This window comes from Bradyrhizobium stylosanthis, from assembly GCF_001641335.1.
In the GTDB taxonomy this organism is placed as follows: domain Bacteria; phylum Pseudomonadota; class Alphaproteobacteria; order Rhizobiales; family Xanthobacteraceae; genus Bradyrhizobium; species Bradyrhizobium stylosanthis.
Genome location: NZ_LVEM01000002.1, coordinates 1364612 through 1377954, shown reverse-complemented (window position 1 = coordinate 1377954; position 13343 = coordinate 1364612). Strand labels below are relative to the sequence as shown.

17 protein-coding genes are annotated in these 13343 nt (G+C 62.9%); 6 read left to right on the top strand and 11 right to left on the bottom strand.

The window, feature by feature from the left end:
* The first annotated feature begins 18 nt into the window (after nucleotides 1-18).
* The gene (locus A7X65_RS18380; RefSeq protein ID WP_063687148.1) at nucleotides 19-201 is read left to right on the top strand and encodes a hypothetical protein; all 183 of its coding nucleotides are present in this window, start codon (nucleotides 19-21) and stop codon (nucleotides 199-201) included.
* A 15-nt stretch (nucleotides 202-216) separates the two neighbouring features.
* On the opposite strand, the gene A7X65_RS18375 is transcribed toward A7X65_RS18380, so the two are convergent.
* The 3 genes from A7X65_RS18375 to ykgO all read right to left on the bottom strand — a co-directional run bounded on the left by A7X65_RS18375 (nucleotide 217) and on the right by ykgO (nucleotide 1476).
* A complete protein-coding gene (locus A7X65_RS18375) occupies nucleotides 217-477 on the bottom strand; it encodes a hypothetical protein (RefSeq protein WP_063687147.1) in 261 nt (86 codons plus the stop codon).
* Between the two features lie 124 nt (nucleotides 478-601).
* On the bottom strand, nucleotides 602-1243 hold the full coding sequence (locus A7X65_RS18370) for a tetratricopeptide repeat protein (RefSeq protein WP_063687144.1): 642 nt from the start codon (nucleotides 1241-1243) through the stop codon (nucleotides 602-604).
* Between the two features lie 107 nt (nucleotides 1244-1350).
* Complete coding sequence (gene ykgO, locus A7X65_RS18365) at nucleotides 1351-1476, bottom strand: type B 50S ribosomal protein L36 (protein ID WP_006611362.1); 126 nt, start codon at nucleotides 1474-1476, stop codon at nucleotides 1351-1353.
* A gap of 340 nt (nucleotides 1477-1816) precedes the next feature.
* Between ykgO and A7X65_RS18360 the strand changes: the two genes are divergently transcribed.
* Entirely contained in the window at nucleotides 1817-2701 is an 885-nt protein-coding gene (locus tag A7X65_RS18360; protein ID WP_063687142.1) for an amidohydrolase family protein, read from the top strand.
* A 64-nt stretch (nucleotides 2702-2765) separates the two neighbouring features.
* Here A7X65_RS18360 and A7X65_RS18355 read toward each other — a convergent pair whose 3' ends face one another.
* Nucleotides 2766-3500 (bottom strand): SDR family NAD(P)-dependent oxidoreductase, encoded by a 735-nt coding sequence (locus A7X65_RS18355; RefSeq protein WP_063687799.1) that lies wholly within the window; start codon nucleotides 3498-3500, stop codon nucleotides 2766-2768.
* A 148-nt stretch (nucleotides 3501-3648) separates the two neighbouring features.
* Between A7X65_RS18355 and A7X65_RS18350 the strand changes: the two genes are divergently transcribed.
* Nucleotides 3649-4008, top strand: coding sequence for a winged helix-turn-helix transcriptional regulator (locus A7X65_RS18350; protein ID WP_063687141.1), 360 nt, complete (start codon nucleotides 3649-3651; stop codon nucleotides 4006-4008).
* A gap of 12 nt (nucleotides 4009-4020) precedes the next feature.
* Here the strand turns inward: A7X65_RS18350 and A7X65_RS41815 are convergent, their stop codons facing one another.
* The 3 genes from A7X65_RS41815 to acdA form a co-directional block, all read right to left on the bottom strand.
* Nucleotides 4021-4188 carry a hypothetical protein gene (locus tag A7X65_RS41815; RefSeq protein WP_156527861.1) on the bottom strand — a complete coding sequence of 56 codons (168 nt, stop codon included), beginning with the start codon at nucleotides 4186-4188 and terminating at the stop codon, nucleotides 4021-4023.
* Nucleotides 4185-5513, bottom strand: coding sequence for a tetratricopeptide repeat protein (locus A7X65_RS18345; RefSeq protein ID WP_063687139.1), 1329 nt, complete (start codon nucleotides 5511-5513; stop codon nucleotides 4185-4187). The genes A7X65_RS41815 and A7X65_RS18345 overlap by 4 nt, the downstream gene beginning before the upstream one ends.
* A gap of 120 nt (nucleotides 5514-5633) precedes the next feature.
* On the bottom strand, nucleotides 5634-6845 hold the full coding sequence (acdA, locus tag A7X65_RS18340; RefSeq protein WP_063687137.1) for a 3-sulfinopropanoyl-CoA desulfinase: 1212 nt from the start codon (nucleotides 6843-6845) through the stop codon (nucleotides 5634-5636).
* Nucleotides 6846-6955: 110 nt separating this feature from the next.
* On the opposite strand from acdA, the gene A7X65_RS18335 reads away from it, so the two are divergent.
* From A7X65_RS18335 to A7X65_RS18325, 3 genes are all read left to right on the top strand, one after another.
* A complete protein-coding gene (locus tag A7X65_RS18335) occupies nucleotides 6956-7867 on the top strand; it encodes a LysR family transcriptional regulator (protein ID WP_063687135.1) in 912 nt (303 codons plus the stop codon).
* 117 nt (nucleotides 7868-7984) lie between these two features.
* Complete coding sequence (locus A7X65_RS18330; protein ID WP_063687133.1) at nucleotides 7985-8716, top strand: haloacid dehalogenase type II; 732 nt, start codon at nucleotides 7985-7987, stop codon at nucleotides 8714-8716.
* Nucleotides 8717-8743: 27 nt separating this feature from the next.
* Nucleotides 8744-9211 carry a YbaK/EbsC family protein gene (locus A7X65_RS18325; RefSeq protein ID WP_063687131.1) on the top strand — a complete coding sequence of 156 codons (468 nt, stop codon included), beginning with the start codon at nucleotides 8744-8746 and terminating at the stop codon, nucleotides 9209-9211.
* Between the two features lie 26 nt (nucleotides 9212-9237).
* On the opposite strand, the gene A7X65_RS18320 is transcribed toward A7X65_RS18325, so the two are convergent.
* The 4 genes from A7X65_RS18320 to A7X65_RS18305 form a co-directional block, all read right to left on the bottom strand.
* Complete coding sequence (locus A7X65_RS18320; protein ID WP_082884975.1) at nucleotides 9238-10275, bottom strand: phosphatase PAP2 family protein; 1038 nt, start codon at nucleotides 10273-10275, stop codon at nucleotides 9238-9240.
* A 306-nt stretch (nucleotides 10276-10581) separates the two neighbouring features.
* Nucleotides 10582-10941 (bottom strand): hypothetical protein, encoded by a 360-nt coding sequence (locus tag A7X65_RS18315; protein ID WP_082884974.1) that lies wholly within the window; start codon nucleotides 10939-10941, stop codon nucleotides 10582-10584.
* 391 nt (nucleotides 10942-11332) lie between these two features.
* A complete protein-coding gene (locus A7X65_RS18310) occupies nucleotides 11333-12322 on the bottom strand; it encodes a tripartite tricarboxylate transporter substrate binding protein (protein ID WP_063687125.1) in 990 nt (329 codons plus the stop codon).
* 138 nt (nucleotides 12323-12460) lie between these two features.
* On the bottom strand, nucleotides 12461-13063 hold the full coding sequence (locus tag A7X65_RS18305) for a hypothetical protein (RefSeq protein WP_156527860.1): 603 nt from the start codon (nucleotides 13061-13063) through the stop codon (nucleotides 12461-12463).
* Nucleotides 13064-13343: the final 280 nt, after the last annotated feature.

Sequence of the window (13343 nt, the reverse complement as noted above, 5' to 3'; positions counted from 1 at the left end):
TTGAACCGGAGAATTTCGATGAGCATCAGATCCAACGACACTGCGATCGACGAGATCGTAGCGAGCTGCAACGGCGACCTGCGCGGTGCCGTGCGCGCGCTGCTCCTCATCAACGAGCACCTCGAGACCGAGCTTGCGAAGGCTTATGCCGCAGTGGCCGATCGCGGCCTCGCCGAGCGCGGCGGGAGCGCCCTGCATTAACGTGCAGCCGGCGACCTAGTCCGAGCTGTCCTCGTCCTTGTCCTCGTCGGGTGCGACCGGCGGACAGGCGCGGATCGTCGAACGGGCAAGCTTGGCATCGGCCATGGATTTGTAGGGTCCGTCGCCGAACCAGATATCGCCGTTGATGACCGGATTGCTGGTCACGATGTTGCATTTGCCGGTGGCGCGGTTGCCGACCACCCAGAACAACCCGTCGGCGAGGCTCATCGTCCCCGACGCGAGCAGCAAGCTACCCGCAAAGATCAAACGCTTCATGGCTTTGCTCCTGCGATGCAGGTAGGCCTGCGGCCGTGCGGGCAATAGCCCTCAAAACGCCGCGCTTGCCATCGTGGTTAACCCGCGGGCGCCGCATTCGCTCAAGAACGGATCGAGTTTTGGGCTAGATGTCGCGGCCTTCGACCTTCTCGGTCAGCGCCTTGACCTGGTCGGGGATCTTCTCGAGATGCGGATTGACGGCGAGCGCCTTGCGATAGGCCTCGAGCGCACGCTTCTCGTCGCCGACCTCCTGCATGATCATGCCGAGCCCTGCGAGCGCGCCGAAATGGCGGGGCTCGCGGATCAGCACCTCGCGGATGTCGGCGAGCGAGCGGCCGTAATCGTTCTGCATGTAATAGAGCGTCGCGCGCCGGTTCCACGCCTCGATGTAATCGGGCCGGAGCTTGATCACCGAATCCAGCAGCTTGATCGCAATCTCGATCTTCTGCGCGTCGACTGCGGTCTTGGCCCGCTGCATCAACAGCGCCGCGGTGTCGCTCGGGGTCTGCAGCCAGATCGCCCAGATCCTCGCCTCGACATGCTTGGCGCTGGCCTCGTCGGGCGCTGCCTTCAGCGCGCCGAACAGGAAATCGAGATTCTTGCTGCGGTCGACCTTGGGCAGCTTGGACGGCGCTTCCGGGAGCTTCTTCTGCTTGCCTTGCGGGGACGGCGGCTCAATCTGCTGGGCCAGGGCCGGAGCAAGGCCGGCGGTCCCCAGCACGAGGGCCAGACACAAAGTGCGCGCGAAACGGAATCTCACTGCCATGGTCAAAGTCTAAACGCGCAAAGCCGCCCTTGCAAAGCAAAGGCGGCGTCAAACTCGTGTGAGACCGTGGTCTTTCGGGGCGCGCAAAGGCGACCGCGAGGGCAAGCTCAGCCCTGGCGAGCCTTGAAGCGGCGCTGCACCTTGTTGATCACGTAGACCCGGCCCTTGCGGCGGACCAGGCGGTTGGCGCGATGGCGACCGCGCAGCGACTTCAACGAGTTACGGACCTTCATGGCAGAATCCTGAACGTTCGAAAGGCCGTGTTCGGCACTACCGTTTCGGCACGCGCGAATGTGGCAAAATGAGATCTTTCCCGCTGGCGGACCGGCCGCCCGGGATGCGGCGGTTCTTAAGGCATGGTGGGAGGTCATGTCAATGTTAACTGCCCGGTTCCACCCCAGCAAAATCTCGAAAACAACCCCATGCACAGTAGAAACGGCCGGATCGGCCGGATCTGCGTGTACGCGGCCGCTCACAGCAAAGACTTTGACGGGCAGCAGTTTTGCCACCGGCGGCGCTTGCCAAATTCGTTATATCATATAATCAATTTGGCAACACGTCGGGAGGACACCCATGCCGAAGCTGAAGCTGCCTGATATCGACAAAGTCGTCGCCATCGACATCCACACCCATGCCGAGGAGCCCTGCGGCACCCATCCCGACGACGGCTATGACGATTTCCAGGCGCAGATGGCGGAGTACTTCAAGTCGCCGCACAAGCATCCGCCGACCGTGCCGGAGACGGCGGCCTACTACCGCTCCAAGAACATCGCCGCGGTGATCTTCCCGGTCGACGCCGAGCGCGAGACCGGTTTCCGCCGCTACAAGAACGAAGAGATGCTGGAGATCGCCTCCGACCATCTCGACGTCCTCATCCCCTTCGTCTCGATCGACCCGCACAAGGGCAAGCTCGGCGCACGCGAGGCGCGCAAGCTGATCGAGGAATACGGCGTGCGCGGCTTCAAATTCCACCCGACCATGCAGGGCTTCTACGCCAACGACCGCATGGCCTACCCACTCTATGAAGAGATCAACAATGGCGGCGCGATCGCGCTGTTCCACACCGGCCAGACCGGCGTCGGCTCGGGCATGCCGGGCGGCATGGGCATGCGGCTGAAATATTCCAACCCGATGTACATGGACGACGTCGCGGCCGACTTCCCCGACCTCAAGATCATCCTCGCCCATCCCTCCTTCCCCTGGCAGGAAGAGGCGCTGTCGGTCGCGACCCACAAGCCCAACGTCTACATCGACCTCTCGGGCTGGTCGCCAAAGTACTTCCCGCCGATCCTGGTGCGCTACATCAACTCGATCCTGCAGGACAAGATGCTGTTCGGCTCGGACTGGCCGGTGATCACGCCCGACCGCTGGCTGTCGGACTTCGCCAAGATCGAGATCCGCGACGAGATCCGGCCGAAGGTGCTGAAGGCCAACGCGCGCAAGCTGCTGGGGATCTAGAAACGCATCAAGGGCTTCGGTCGCGCGACCGAAGCCCTCACGGTTCAAGACGTCAGGCCTGACATCAGACCTGCGCGAGGCCGCCGTCGACGAAGACTTCGCCGCCGGTCATGTAGCTGCTGTCCGACGACGCCAGGAACGCGGCCACCGCTCCGGTCTCGGAGGGATCGCCCAGGCGTCCGATCGGCGTGGCGCTTCCGAGCGCATCGAACGCTTCCTCGCCGACCACCTCGAGTGCCAGCTCCGTCCTGGTCGGCCCCGGCGACAGCACGTTGACGCGGATGCCGCTGCCGCGCAGATCAAGCGCCCAGCTCCGCGCCAGATTGCGGATCGCAGCCTTGGTCGCGCTGTAGATGCTGAATTGCGGCGTCCCCATCACGCCCGTGCTCGAGCCGGTGAGGATGATCGACGAGCCCTTCGTCATCAGCGGCAGGGCCTTCTGCACCGTGAACACCAGCCCCTTCACATTGACGTCGAAGATCTGGTCGTAGTGCTCGGGCGTGATCTCGCCGAGCGGCGCAAACGCTCCGGTCCCGGCATTGGCAAAGAGAACGTCGACCTTGCCTCGCTCGGCCTTGACCGCGGCGTAGAGCCGATCGAGGTCGGACAGATCCGTCACCGAACCTCTGACGGCCCGCGCCGAGGATCCGAGCTGCGCCACGGCAGCGTCGAGCGGCTCCTGCCGACGCCCGAAGAGATAAACGAACGCGCCTTCGTCGACGAACCGTTTCGCCGCGCCGAATCCAATGCCGGTTCCGCCGCCCGTCACCACCGCCGTCCTGCCTTGTAGTCTGCTCATGATGTGCTCCTTCACTGAGGTTGCACTGAGCTGGCGGCCCACCCACCTATCGACAAGTATGCACCTTTTGGTAAGTGCCCAAAAAATGTCAGACGCATTCTCCTCGCCCGCGCAGCCTTCACCTTCCGTCCAGAGCTGCACGCCGAATTTGCCCGGCTTCACCTGCGGCCTCGACGCGACCTTGCGGGTCGTGTCCGGCAAGTGGAAGCCGCTGATCCTGTACTTCCTCGCCCAGGGCGGCCCCACGCGCTACGGCGAGCTTCGACGATCCGTGCGCGATGTCAGCGACAAGGTGCTGATCCAGCAGCTCAAGGAGCTCGAGGCCGATGGCCTCGTGAAGCGGACCGACTACAAGGAGGTGCCGCCGCGGGTAGACTACAGTCTCACGGCTTTAGGTCACAGCCTCGCTCAGGCTCTGGTGCCGCTCTGCACGTGGGGCACGGAGCACATGGCGGAGGTCAGCCAAGTATACGCCGAGCGGGCGACCTGGACGCGGCGAGGACCTTAGCCGACCGTCTAGTCAGCGCTGCACTTCGTCCGATATCTGCTCCACCCCTGATAGCAGCGCGTTGGCGCAACCCATCTTGGTCCAGGTTTGGGCTACGAGTGGAAGTGACCCCGGCGGAACCGGCAGCGCGACGGTCATCGCGCGCTCGATCAGTCCGGCCATTTCACGAAGAGAGCTCACGGCGTCAAATCCGCGTGCGACTTCGCGGATTCGCGTCCGCTTTCCTGGCGGCCCCGCTTCAAAAACCTGCGTTCCTGAATGAGCTTCTCAGCCAGAGACGTCTTGTCGGCGCGTAAAGCAGCTTCGAGAAGATACTGGTCGAAGATGTCACGTTGGGCATGGCTTGCGCCGACCGGACCCGTGACGTGACGCAGGGGCAGGATACCGTCGATCGCGTCTTCATATCGCTTCTGCTCGAAGGCGACGATGCTTTCGCAAAGCGGGACGCCAAGATTCCGGATCACACTACTGACGTACTTCGTCTGGTCGCCCGAATAGGACTTCATGGAATCGATCAGTCGCCTGGCCGCATCGAACCGGCCCTCGCGCGCCAACGACATGACGAAATGAATGTCGGTGAAGATCAAAGCATGGTCGTCGATGTGATTTTCAGCGTAGTCCGCCAGCTTCGTCCAGCGGGCACCGACGTCGACGCCACGGAATTCCAGTCGTGTCAACAGCGATGCCGCATTCTGGATGTCCAGATAGAAATCCGACTTCTCGCCCATCACGGCCGCGTCGTACAGTTCCAGTGCCCCATCGAGCCGGCCCGCATCGATATTGAATAGCGCCTTGTGCCACCACAGGTGCCGACGAAACGGGTTCCGGTCGTTCCAGATGTCGAGCGGATGGTCGAGCCACCTCAAGCCGTCGTCGTACCGTCCTTGCATCTCAAGCACGTGCGCGACGGCATGAAGCGCCCACAGGTCGTCCGGACTGACATCGGAGGCCTCACGTCCATAGCGCTCGGCGTTGATGTAATCGCCATTCTCCTCGCATCCGAAGGCAAGCATGCCGAGAAGGTTGCCGTATCCCGGCATGTCCTTCCGCCAGTCGGCCAGCACCGAGGCCGGGACCGACCTCAGCGCACGCGTTTGTCCCGTCCAGAAGCTGTTGAAGTGGTGGAGGCGCAGGGCCAAAAGATCGTGCGGGTGATCGCAGAGGATGCGCTCCCAGCACGCGTTCGCGGCCAGCAGGTCGCCGTCGATCCAAAGACGCAAGCCGTCGACATGTCGCCTTTCGCGATCCGTGGCTGCCTCGGACGTGCGTTGGGCCTCGCCAAGGGCCCCTCTAGCCTTGTCGAGAACCGCAAGTGTCCCGAAGACCATGAAGAAGTAACCCCGCAAGCAGTGCGCCATGCAGAACTCCGGATCCAGGTCCGTCGCCCGCTTCGCCAAGGACATCGCAGTCGTACGATATTCGAGGAAACTCCCGACCGCCTGATTGTAGGTGGTCACCGCGTCCTCGTTTCTGGAGCTCAGCTTCAGATTTCGATCGTCAAACATGAAGTCTCCGTTTCCTCGAGCTTTGCGAGGAGCGATCGCGATTAGTCAGAGAAACCGGCGGGCGTGCTCCCCGGCATTTTCAGTCGCGGCTGATCGTCGCCAGAAGCGAAGCGGCCCTAACTATTCGGCCGCAGTACGGATCGCGGCAGTCGGTTTGCCGTAGCCGTCCCGCGTTTGCGGAGCCTTGATGCCGAGCACCCGGGAGGCGACCAACGTCCTCAAAACCTGCGCGGTGCCGCCGGCGATCGTGAACATGCGCGCGTCCCTGACGGCGCGTTCCATCGGATAGTCCCTGGAGTATCCGCGCGCGCCGAAGAGTTGAAGAGCCTGATTGGTGACCGCGTTGGCGGTCTCCGAGGCGATGATCTTCGCCTGCGCCGCCAGCAAGGGGTCGGGGAACGGGTCGGCGCTTAGAGCGGCCTGGTGAAGTGAGAGCCGTGCTGCGTTGAGCGCGATAGCCATATCTGCCACCATCCATTGAAGGCCTTGGAATTCGGCGATCGGACGCCCGAACTGCTCGCGCTCTTTCACGAAGGCCAAGGCTCTCTCGAACGCCCCTTGGGCGATCCCGAGTGCGACGGTGCCCGCGCCGACGCGTTGGCTGTTGTACGCGTTGATCAGATCCGCAAAGCCGCGGCGCAAACCGCGCGGCGGCAGCACGAGCATGTCTTCCGCGATCTCGAGGTCATTGAAGATGATCTCCGTCTCCGGTATCCCGCGCAGCCCCATCGCGGGCTCGCGCTTGCCGACGATGAGTCCAGGAGTCCCTGCCACAGCGAGGAACCCGCCAATGCCTTGCTCGACGCCGCTCTGGTCGAAGACGCGCGCGAAGATCAGATGAAGCTTGGAGACCCCGCCGCCGGTGATCCAGTGCTTCTTGCCGTTGATGACATAGATCCCGCCGCGCCTGTCCGCGCGTGTCGCCATTTCGGTCGCAGCCGACCCGGCTTCCGGCTCCGTGATGCAGATCGCGGGCTTGTCGCCAGCGAGCACCAGTTCGGCGGACACGCGCTTCTGCTTCTCGGTGCCGTACTGCATGACGGCCGAGATGGCGCCCATGTTCGCTTCGACGGCGATCCGCCCCGTCGCACCGCAGACGCGGGCCATCTCCTCGATGATGAGCGCGGCCTCGAAGAAGCTTCCGCCGCGGCCGCCATACTCCTTCGGGATCGTATATCCCATGAAGCCGGCCTCCTTCAGCGCGGCAACGTTATTGAAGGGATAGGATTCGGTCCGATCGACCTCGGCCGCCTTGGCCGCGAACTCGGATTCGGCCAGCTCTCGCGCGGCGGCCCGGAGCTTTGCCTGCTCGGACGACAGTTTCATTTCCATGGTGGACCCCTTTCCGGCAACCGGACCTCCGCTGGAATTCGCTCCGAAACCTATCGAAAATCAAACGAATATTTTATGAGAACGACTTCAAAAAATGTTAAGTTGAAGGGATGAGCATCAGACAACTCCGGACCCTCGTCGCCATCGCCGACGGAGGCAGCTTCAACGCCGCGGCCCAGCGCCTGTACATCACCCAATCCGCCGTCAGCATGCAAATGAAGGCGCTCGAAGTCGACATGCGGGCGAAGCTGTTCGACCGCGCGAGCCGACCTCCCGTGCTGAACGCCCGCGGTTGGCGACTGGTCGACGAGGCGCGTCAGATCATCGAACGGTACGATGCGCTTCGGCTGCTTGCTTCGACATCAACGGCCGGCCTGACCGGATCGTTGCGACTGGGCGTGATCCCCTCCGTCGCAACGCATTTGCTCCCGCAGACCCTGTCCAGATTGCGGGCCGACCACGCGAGCTTGCGTATCCAGGTGCAGAGCGGGCTGTCGCCCGAACTTGCGTTCAAGGTCGAGAGCAAGGCTTTGGACGTTGCCATCGTCACGGAACTCGAGAGGCTCGACCCGGCGATCGTCTTCGAACCGATTTCCAAGGAGGAATTGAAGGTTGTCATCCACAATGACCTGGCCCGCGGCTCTATCGCCGATCTCTTGCGGGCGCATCCGTTCATCCGCTTCGATCCGGCGATGGGCGTCGGCCGTCTGATCGATGCCACCTTGCGCGAGCGCCGTATGCCCGTAAACGACTTCATGGAATTCGACAGTATCGAGACGATGGTCAGGATGGTCAAATTGAAGCTCGGAGTCGCGATCATCCCCGTCGGATTGTTCTCCTTCGGATCGGCCGACGAACTCAGATCGATTCCGTTCAATCCTCCGGTCCATCGCAGGATCGGGGTGGTGGCACGCCGCGGCATGATCGACGCGCCAACGGTTCGGGCTGTGACCGACGCATTCAAGTTTTTCGCGACCGCATCCCGAACAGCGGCTCAAGTCCGCAGTCGGAAGAAGCAATAAATCTGCCGAAATTGCTCAGCACAGTGGGCTAACCACTGCAATGAAACTTGGTCATAGTTCCGTTCACCACGCCCGCAAGCGCGGGCGTTCGGTACAAAAGCCACGGAAGGACATTCGATGCCCATCAAAGCCGTCGTCTTCGACGCCTACGGAACGCTCTACGACATCCAGTCCGTCGCGGAAATCACCGAGGATGCGTTTCCGGGCTATGGCGAGATCATCACGCAGGTCTGGCGCATCAAGCAGCTCGAATACACCTGGCTGCGCTCGCTGATGCGGCGCTACCAGGATTTCACGGCCGTCACGCGCGACTCGCTGGCCTATACGCTGCGCATGCTCGGGCTCGCTTATGACAACGCCGCATTCGAGCGCGTGATCGAGAAGTACCTGCATCTCGATCTCTATCCGGACGCAACGAGCGCGCTCGCGGCCCTGAAGCCGCGCAAGCTCGCGATCCTCTCCAACGGCAGTCCGGACATGCTGGGCGCGCTGGTGCGCAACACCGCCCTCGACCGCCTGCTCGACGCCACCATCAGCGTCGATGCGAAGAAGGTCTTCAAGCCGGCGCCGCAAGCCTATGAGCTGATCGGCGAGACATTCGGTACCGCACCGAACGAGGTTCTGTTCGTCTCGTCCAATCCCTGGGACGCGGCAGGCGCCAAATCGTTCGGGCTGAACGTCGCCTGGATCGAGCGGGTGACGCCGGAAGCCATGGCGCTGGCTTGCGTCGAGAACGAACTCGTGGCACCGCTGACCATGTTCAGGGCGATCCGTACCCAGATGGACGAGCTTGGCTTTGCGCCGGACCACCACGTCCGTTCGCTGTCTGAACTCCCCGGGATCGTCTAGAGATCGCCGCCCGCCCGTGAGACTTGAATGAGCCTGGAATCCGTACGCGCCTTCTTCGCCGAGAAAGCCCCCGACATCTCCGTCATGGAATCCCCGATCAGCTCGGCCACGGTGCCGCTGGCCGCCGAAGCCTATGGCGTCGAGCCCGGCCGGATCGCCAAGACGCTATCCTTGCGGATCGGCGAGCGCGTGATCCTGATCGTCGCCGCCGGCACCTCGCGCATGGACAACAAGAAGGTGAAGGCGCAGTTCGGCGGCAAGCCGAAGATGCTGGGGCTGGAGGAAGTCGCCGAGATCACCGGCCATGAGGTCGGCGGCGTCTGTCCGTTCGGACTGAAATCGCCGCTGCCGGTCTATTGCGACATGTCGCTCAAGGCATTCGATGTCGTGGTGCCGGCCGCGGGCTCGACCCACAGCGCCGTGCGCATCACGCCCGACCGCATGGCCGAGCTGACCGCGGCCGAATGGGTCGACGTCTGCGAGCACAGGCCGTAAGGCGCGGCAACGCCGGAGCGGTTTGGCTATTGCGCGCCGACAATTGCCGGCCGCGCGGGCTGCAGCAATGTCGGCCGCGCCGGCTGCGCACTGCGCGCGAGGTATGGCCCGAGACGGCGGACCATATAGATCGCGACCAATGCGATGATGATTCCGGCGACGATGTCGGCGAAGAAGTGTCCTCCGCCGACCGGCGTTGCGGCCAGCATGACGCTATTCCACGCGAGCCCGAAGACTCTCAGCCAACGCACCGGCCACATGGCCCAGCTGTAGAGCACCGCGCAGATGGCATGGAAGCTCGGGAAGGTCAGGATCGGGCCGAGGTTGAATGCATCGAGAACCCTGGTGGCGCCGTCGCGCACGAGCGGAAGCTCGTGCAGGGTCGCGAAATAACAGATCGGCTCGATATTCGGATGGTCTGCCTGCACGAGCCCGACGGCTCCATAAGCGCCTATGGCCGGAACGAGCGTGGAAATGATCGTTGCGGCGATCAGCGTCATGGCAAAGGCCAGCACGAACTCCGCTGCCCGGCGATGAAAGCCGAGCAAGGGGAGAAGGATGATGAGACCGAGCAATTGCCTGTGAAGGGAATCGTAGGTGAACACGAACGCACGGAGCACCCAAGGCCGGTCGTTCGCGAAGTTGACATAGGCCCGGAAGTCGAACCCGAGCATGCGGTCCGCCGCAAGCAGCCCTGCTTCCTGCATCGGGAGATTGGCCGCAGCCGCCATGTAGCCGATCGACGTCAGCAGCAGCAGCAGCAGCACGATCTGCGCAAGCATGAAGAGGATGGCAAAGATCCGCGGATTTCTCGACCCGGATCGTACGTTGCGAAGTCCAAAATAGCCGTAGAGGCCGGCCATGCCGAGAAAGAAGAGATAGCCGCTGGGCCGGATCCGAAAATCCGTCAGCAGAAGCCCGAGCGCAAAGACGGTCAGGACGACCGCGACAATGATCCAGTTCAAACGGAACAACCGTAACGAAACGGCCGTGTCATCCACAGCGTTCGCAATTCCGTCAGCCAGTTCCGAACGATCCCACCCAAGACTGTTGTTGTTTGGCATTCCGGCATTCCAGCATTTCCGGGTGCCTTCTTGCCAATACAACCATTAATAAACATACAACAGCTGCGTGTGTCGATGCATACAAACAATTAGAACGAATCTTGCCGGAGTGGATGTGGGAACCACGTGCATCAATGCGAACCGCGCCAGTGTTCGCGAGGCTTCGTGTATTTGCACCACGCAAGATCAACAGACGCGATTTGAGAGCGCCGGTGCGGTTCCAAGCAACCAAGGCGTTGTCACGGAACTGTCACGAGCGCCACAAACATCGCACGCGACGTCATTTCGGCAGCGTTCAAGAGTGCGCTAGTCGTCTTCGTCATAGGTCCGCGGGGATGATGGCGCAGCGGCGGGCGGCGGCGGCGCAGAATTGTAGCGCGGGGATGGCGCGGCGCGATTGCGTGGCGCCTGCTGCTGCGGCGGCGCCTGATTGTTGGACTGGAACACCGCCCGGCATCCGCTCGAGAGCTGCGGCGTATTCTGCTGCAGACAGGCGACGATGCGGTTCACATCCGGGATCTGGTCGCTGCACAGGCGCCACACATCCGGTGTGCAGGCCATCTGCTGCTCCATGGTTCCGCGATAGTCGTCGGCGAACGCTGCGCCCTGGGCGACGACACCACCGATCGTGAGCGCCACACCCAGCGCTATCCGCTCTGCTCGCATGACAAATCCTTCCCGATTCCCTTGAATTCTCATCAATCAATGAGGCGGGGACGGGTTCTGGACCAACAACAAAAAGTGAGCGCGGCAGGAACCCCGGAGACCTCGTCGCTGGCGCTATCGTCCGTGGCACACCGCAACAGGGCCGGCGCAAACCGGCATCTTGCGGGCGGAGGCCCGGTGGGACCTCACGGCCGCGACGTCGTTCAGGGCCTCCTGGGAAGGCGCGTTCGCGCCGGGATATGACCGGCACAATTTGCGGGGCCTGGTCCGCACCGAATTCTAGAGCGCGATGAGATTGGGACGAATCGTCATCGCGCTTTAGGTTGTTGTAGACGCATGATCTTTCCGGAAAACCGCTTCGCACTTTTCCGGATCATGCTTTGGAGCGCCCCTACTCCACCCTGCCGATCTTCTTCACCGCCGCGATCAGCCGCGCGCTGTCCGTCGCGACGAATGCGGAGAAGGCCGGCGCATCCTGATAGGCGACGAGGCTGCCCGAGGTCTCGAAGGCCTTGAGGACCTCGGGGCTCGCCATCACCTGCGCCATCGCCTCGCGCAGGCGAGTCGCGATCGGCGCGGGCAGAGAGCTCTGCGCAAACAGCCCCGCCCAGATGTACATCTCGACATCCTTGTAGCCGAGCTCCTGGAAGGTCGGCACGTCGGGGAAGCTTGCGATGCGCTGCGCGCCGCAATTGCCGAGCACACGCAGCTTGCCGTCGTCGACCTGCGGCTTCAGCGTGCCCGGCGCGGCCGCGATCGCCTGCACGGTGCCGCTGAGCAGCGCGGTGAGCGCGGGACCGGCGCCGCGAAACGGCACGTGCATGAGCTTGATGCCGGCGCTGTTGGTGAACATCTCCATCGCCACATGCAGCGTGCCGTAGGGACCGGACGAGCCGTAGGTGATCTGCCCCGGCCGCTTCCTCGCGTCCTCGACGAATTCCTGCGCGGTCTTCCAGGGTGCGGACGCCGGCACCGCGAGCAGCGTGGGATCGGCCAGCACGCGCGCGATCGGCATGAATTGCGAGACCTCGTAGGCGACGGGCCGGTCGAACAGCCGGTCGGCCTCGGGCAGCACCGCGAGCGAGGACAGCGTCATCAGCAGCGTATAGCCGTCGGGCTCGGCGCGCGCGGCGGCGGCATTGCCGACCGATCCGCCGCCGCCGCCGGCGCGGTTGTCGACGATCACGGGCTTGCCGAGGACCCGCTCCAGCGCCATCGCCACCGGGCGCGCGGCAAGATCGGCCTGGCCGCCGGCCGGGAACGGTACGATCATGGTGATGTTGCGCGAGGGGTAAAGAGCTTGGGCAAAGCTTGATTGAGAGCAAGCTGCCTGTACCAGCGGTAGCACAGCGGCGGCCTTCAGGAGTTCGCGGCGGTTCATTGATTGGTACCTCCCCGATTGTTTTCGTTGTTGGGAGGCAGCCTAACCGAAATGGATTGTGTTGCGATAGCCGTGCGCTTGCACCCTCCCCGGAGGGGCCTGGAGGGGGGTGTCGACCGGTTGGCCGGATCTCCTCAACTACTGCGACTGCAACAAGGTAGGCAGGCTCTTGTCGAGGACGTTGCCGAGCAGTTGCCGCGTCGAGGCGCGCATCACTGGATTGTTGGCGGCTTCCGGCGGTTCTGGCCACTGCGCCCAATCGATACGCAGCGTCGGCGGCCCGGTCATAAAGTTGCTTCCGCTGATCGAGCCTTCGCTGCTCTTCAGAATATCGAAGCTTTGCCCGTCATGAACGTAGATCCGTATTACCGCGTAGATGTCGGCCATGTTGTACAACGGGCTGCCCTTCATGACACCGATGCCGAAGAATCCACCCTGGCGTATTCCCTTGATCACGACGACATAGCGTTTGCATCCGGCCTGACCGGCAACTTGTCGGACGATGGCGCCGGCCTTGTCGCTGCGAGCGAACATGCCAAGCCCGGGATCGTAGGAACTGAATGCGGATTTATCAGCGGCGATCCTGCGGACGACAAAACCGGAGCCGACCGCGGCCCTCACACGCTCGACGACGAGGTCATCGAGCCCGAAACCGTCGACCGGAACCTCCTTGTTCTCGTTGCCGAACACGGTCGCGCCGATCTTCTTCACGATGAAGCGATCGCCCAGCAGCGATATCACGCCGACGCACGGTCCTGCAGCTTGCGGCGTGGACCGCGAAGCAGGTGCCGGCTTGGAAGGCGCGTTCTTTGCCGGCTTGGCAACCGTCGCCGGCTGGGTGGTTTGCGCCTGCGCGGGACCGGCTAGGCATAGTGCGAACAGGACGAGGCAAACAAGACGAAGCATCATGTAGCGGTCGATCGGGTTGTTGAGAAACACGAAGCAGGAAACAAAACGCGGCGCGGATATAGACAACAAAGTTTATGACCGCAACGCGACGGCGCCTGGCGCTTCTTTCCTT

Bases quoted from the DNA above. Each gene is read 5' to 3' on its own strand.
- A7X65_RS18330 (WP_063687133.1), top strand. From the start codon at position 7,985: ATGCCCATCAAAGCCGTCGTCTTCGACGCCTACGGAACGCTCTACGAC.
- A7X65_RS18325 (WP_063687131.1), top strand. From the start codon at position 8,744: ATGAGCCTGGAATCCGTACGCGCCTTCTTCGCCGAGAAAGCCCCCGAC.
- A7X65_RS18315 (WP_082884974.1), bottom strand. From the start codon at position 10,941: ATGCGAGCAGAGCGGATAGCGCTGGGTGTGGCGCTCACGATCGGTGGT.
- A7X65_RS18335 (WP_063687135.1), top strand. From the start codon at position 6,956: ATGAGCATCAGACAACTCCGGACCCTCGTCGCCATCGCCGACGGAGGC.
- A7X65_RS18345 (WP_063687139.1), bottom strand. From the start codon at position 5,513: ATGTTTGACGATCGAAATCTGAAGCTGAGCTCCAGAAACGAGGACGCG.
- A7X65_RS18320 (WP_082884975.1), bottom strand. From the start codon at position 10,275: ATGCCAAACAACAACAGTCTTGGGTGGGATCGTTCGGAACTGGCTGAC.
- A7X65_RS18375 (WP_063687147.1), bottom strand. From the start codon at position 477: ATGAAGCGTTTGATCTTTGCGGGTAGCTTGCTGCTCGCGTCGGGGACG.
- A7X65_RS18370 (WP_063687144.1), bottom strand. From the start codon at position 1,243: ATGGCAGTGAGATTCCGTTTCGCGCGCACTTTGTGTCTGGCCCTCGTG.
- acdA (WP_063687137.1), bottom strand. From the start codon at position 6,845: ATGGAAATGAAACTGTCGTCCGAGCAGGCAAAGCTCCGGGCCGCCGCG.
- A7X65_RS18355 (WP_063687799.1), bottom strand. From the start codon at position 3,500: ATGAGCAGACTACAAGGCAGGACGGCGGTGGTGACGGGCGGCGGAACC.
- A7X65_RS18360 (WP_063687142.1), top strand. From the start codon at position 1,817: ATGCCGAAGCTGAAGCTGCCTGATATCGACAAAGTCGTCGCCATCGAC.
- ykgO (WP_006611362.1), bottom strand. From the start codon at position 1,476: ATGAAGGTCCGTAACTCGTTGAAGTCGCTGCGCGGTCGCCATCGCGCC.
- A7X65_RS18380 (WP_063687148.1), top strand. From the start codon at position 19: ATGAGCATCAGATCCAACGACACTGCGATCGACGAGATCGTAGCGAGC.
- A7X65_RS18310 (WP_063687125.1), bottom strand. From the start codon at position 12,322: ATGAACCGCCGCGAACTCCTGAAGGCCGCCGCTGTGCTACCGCTGGTA.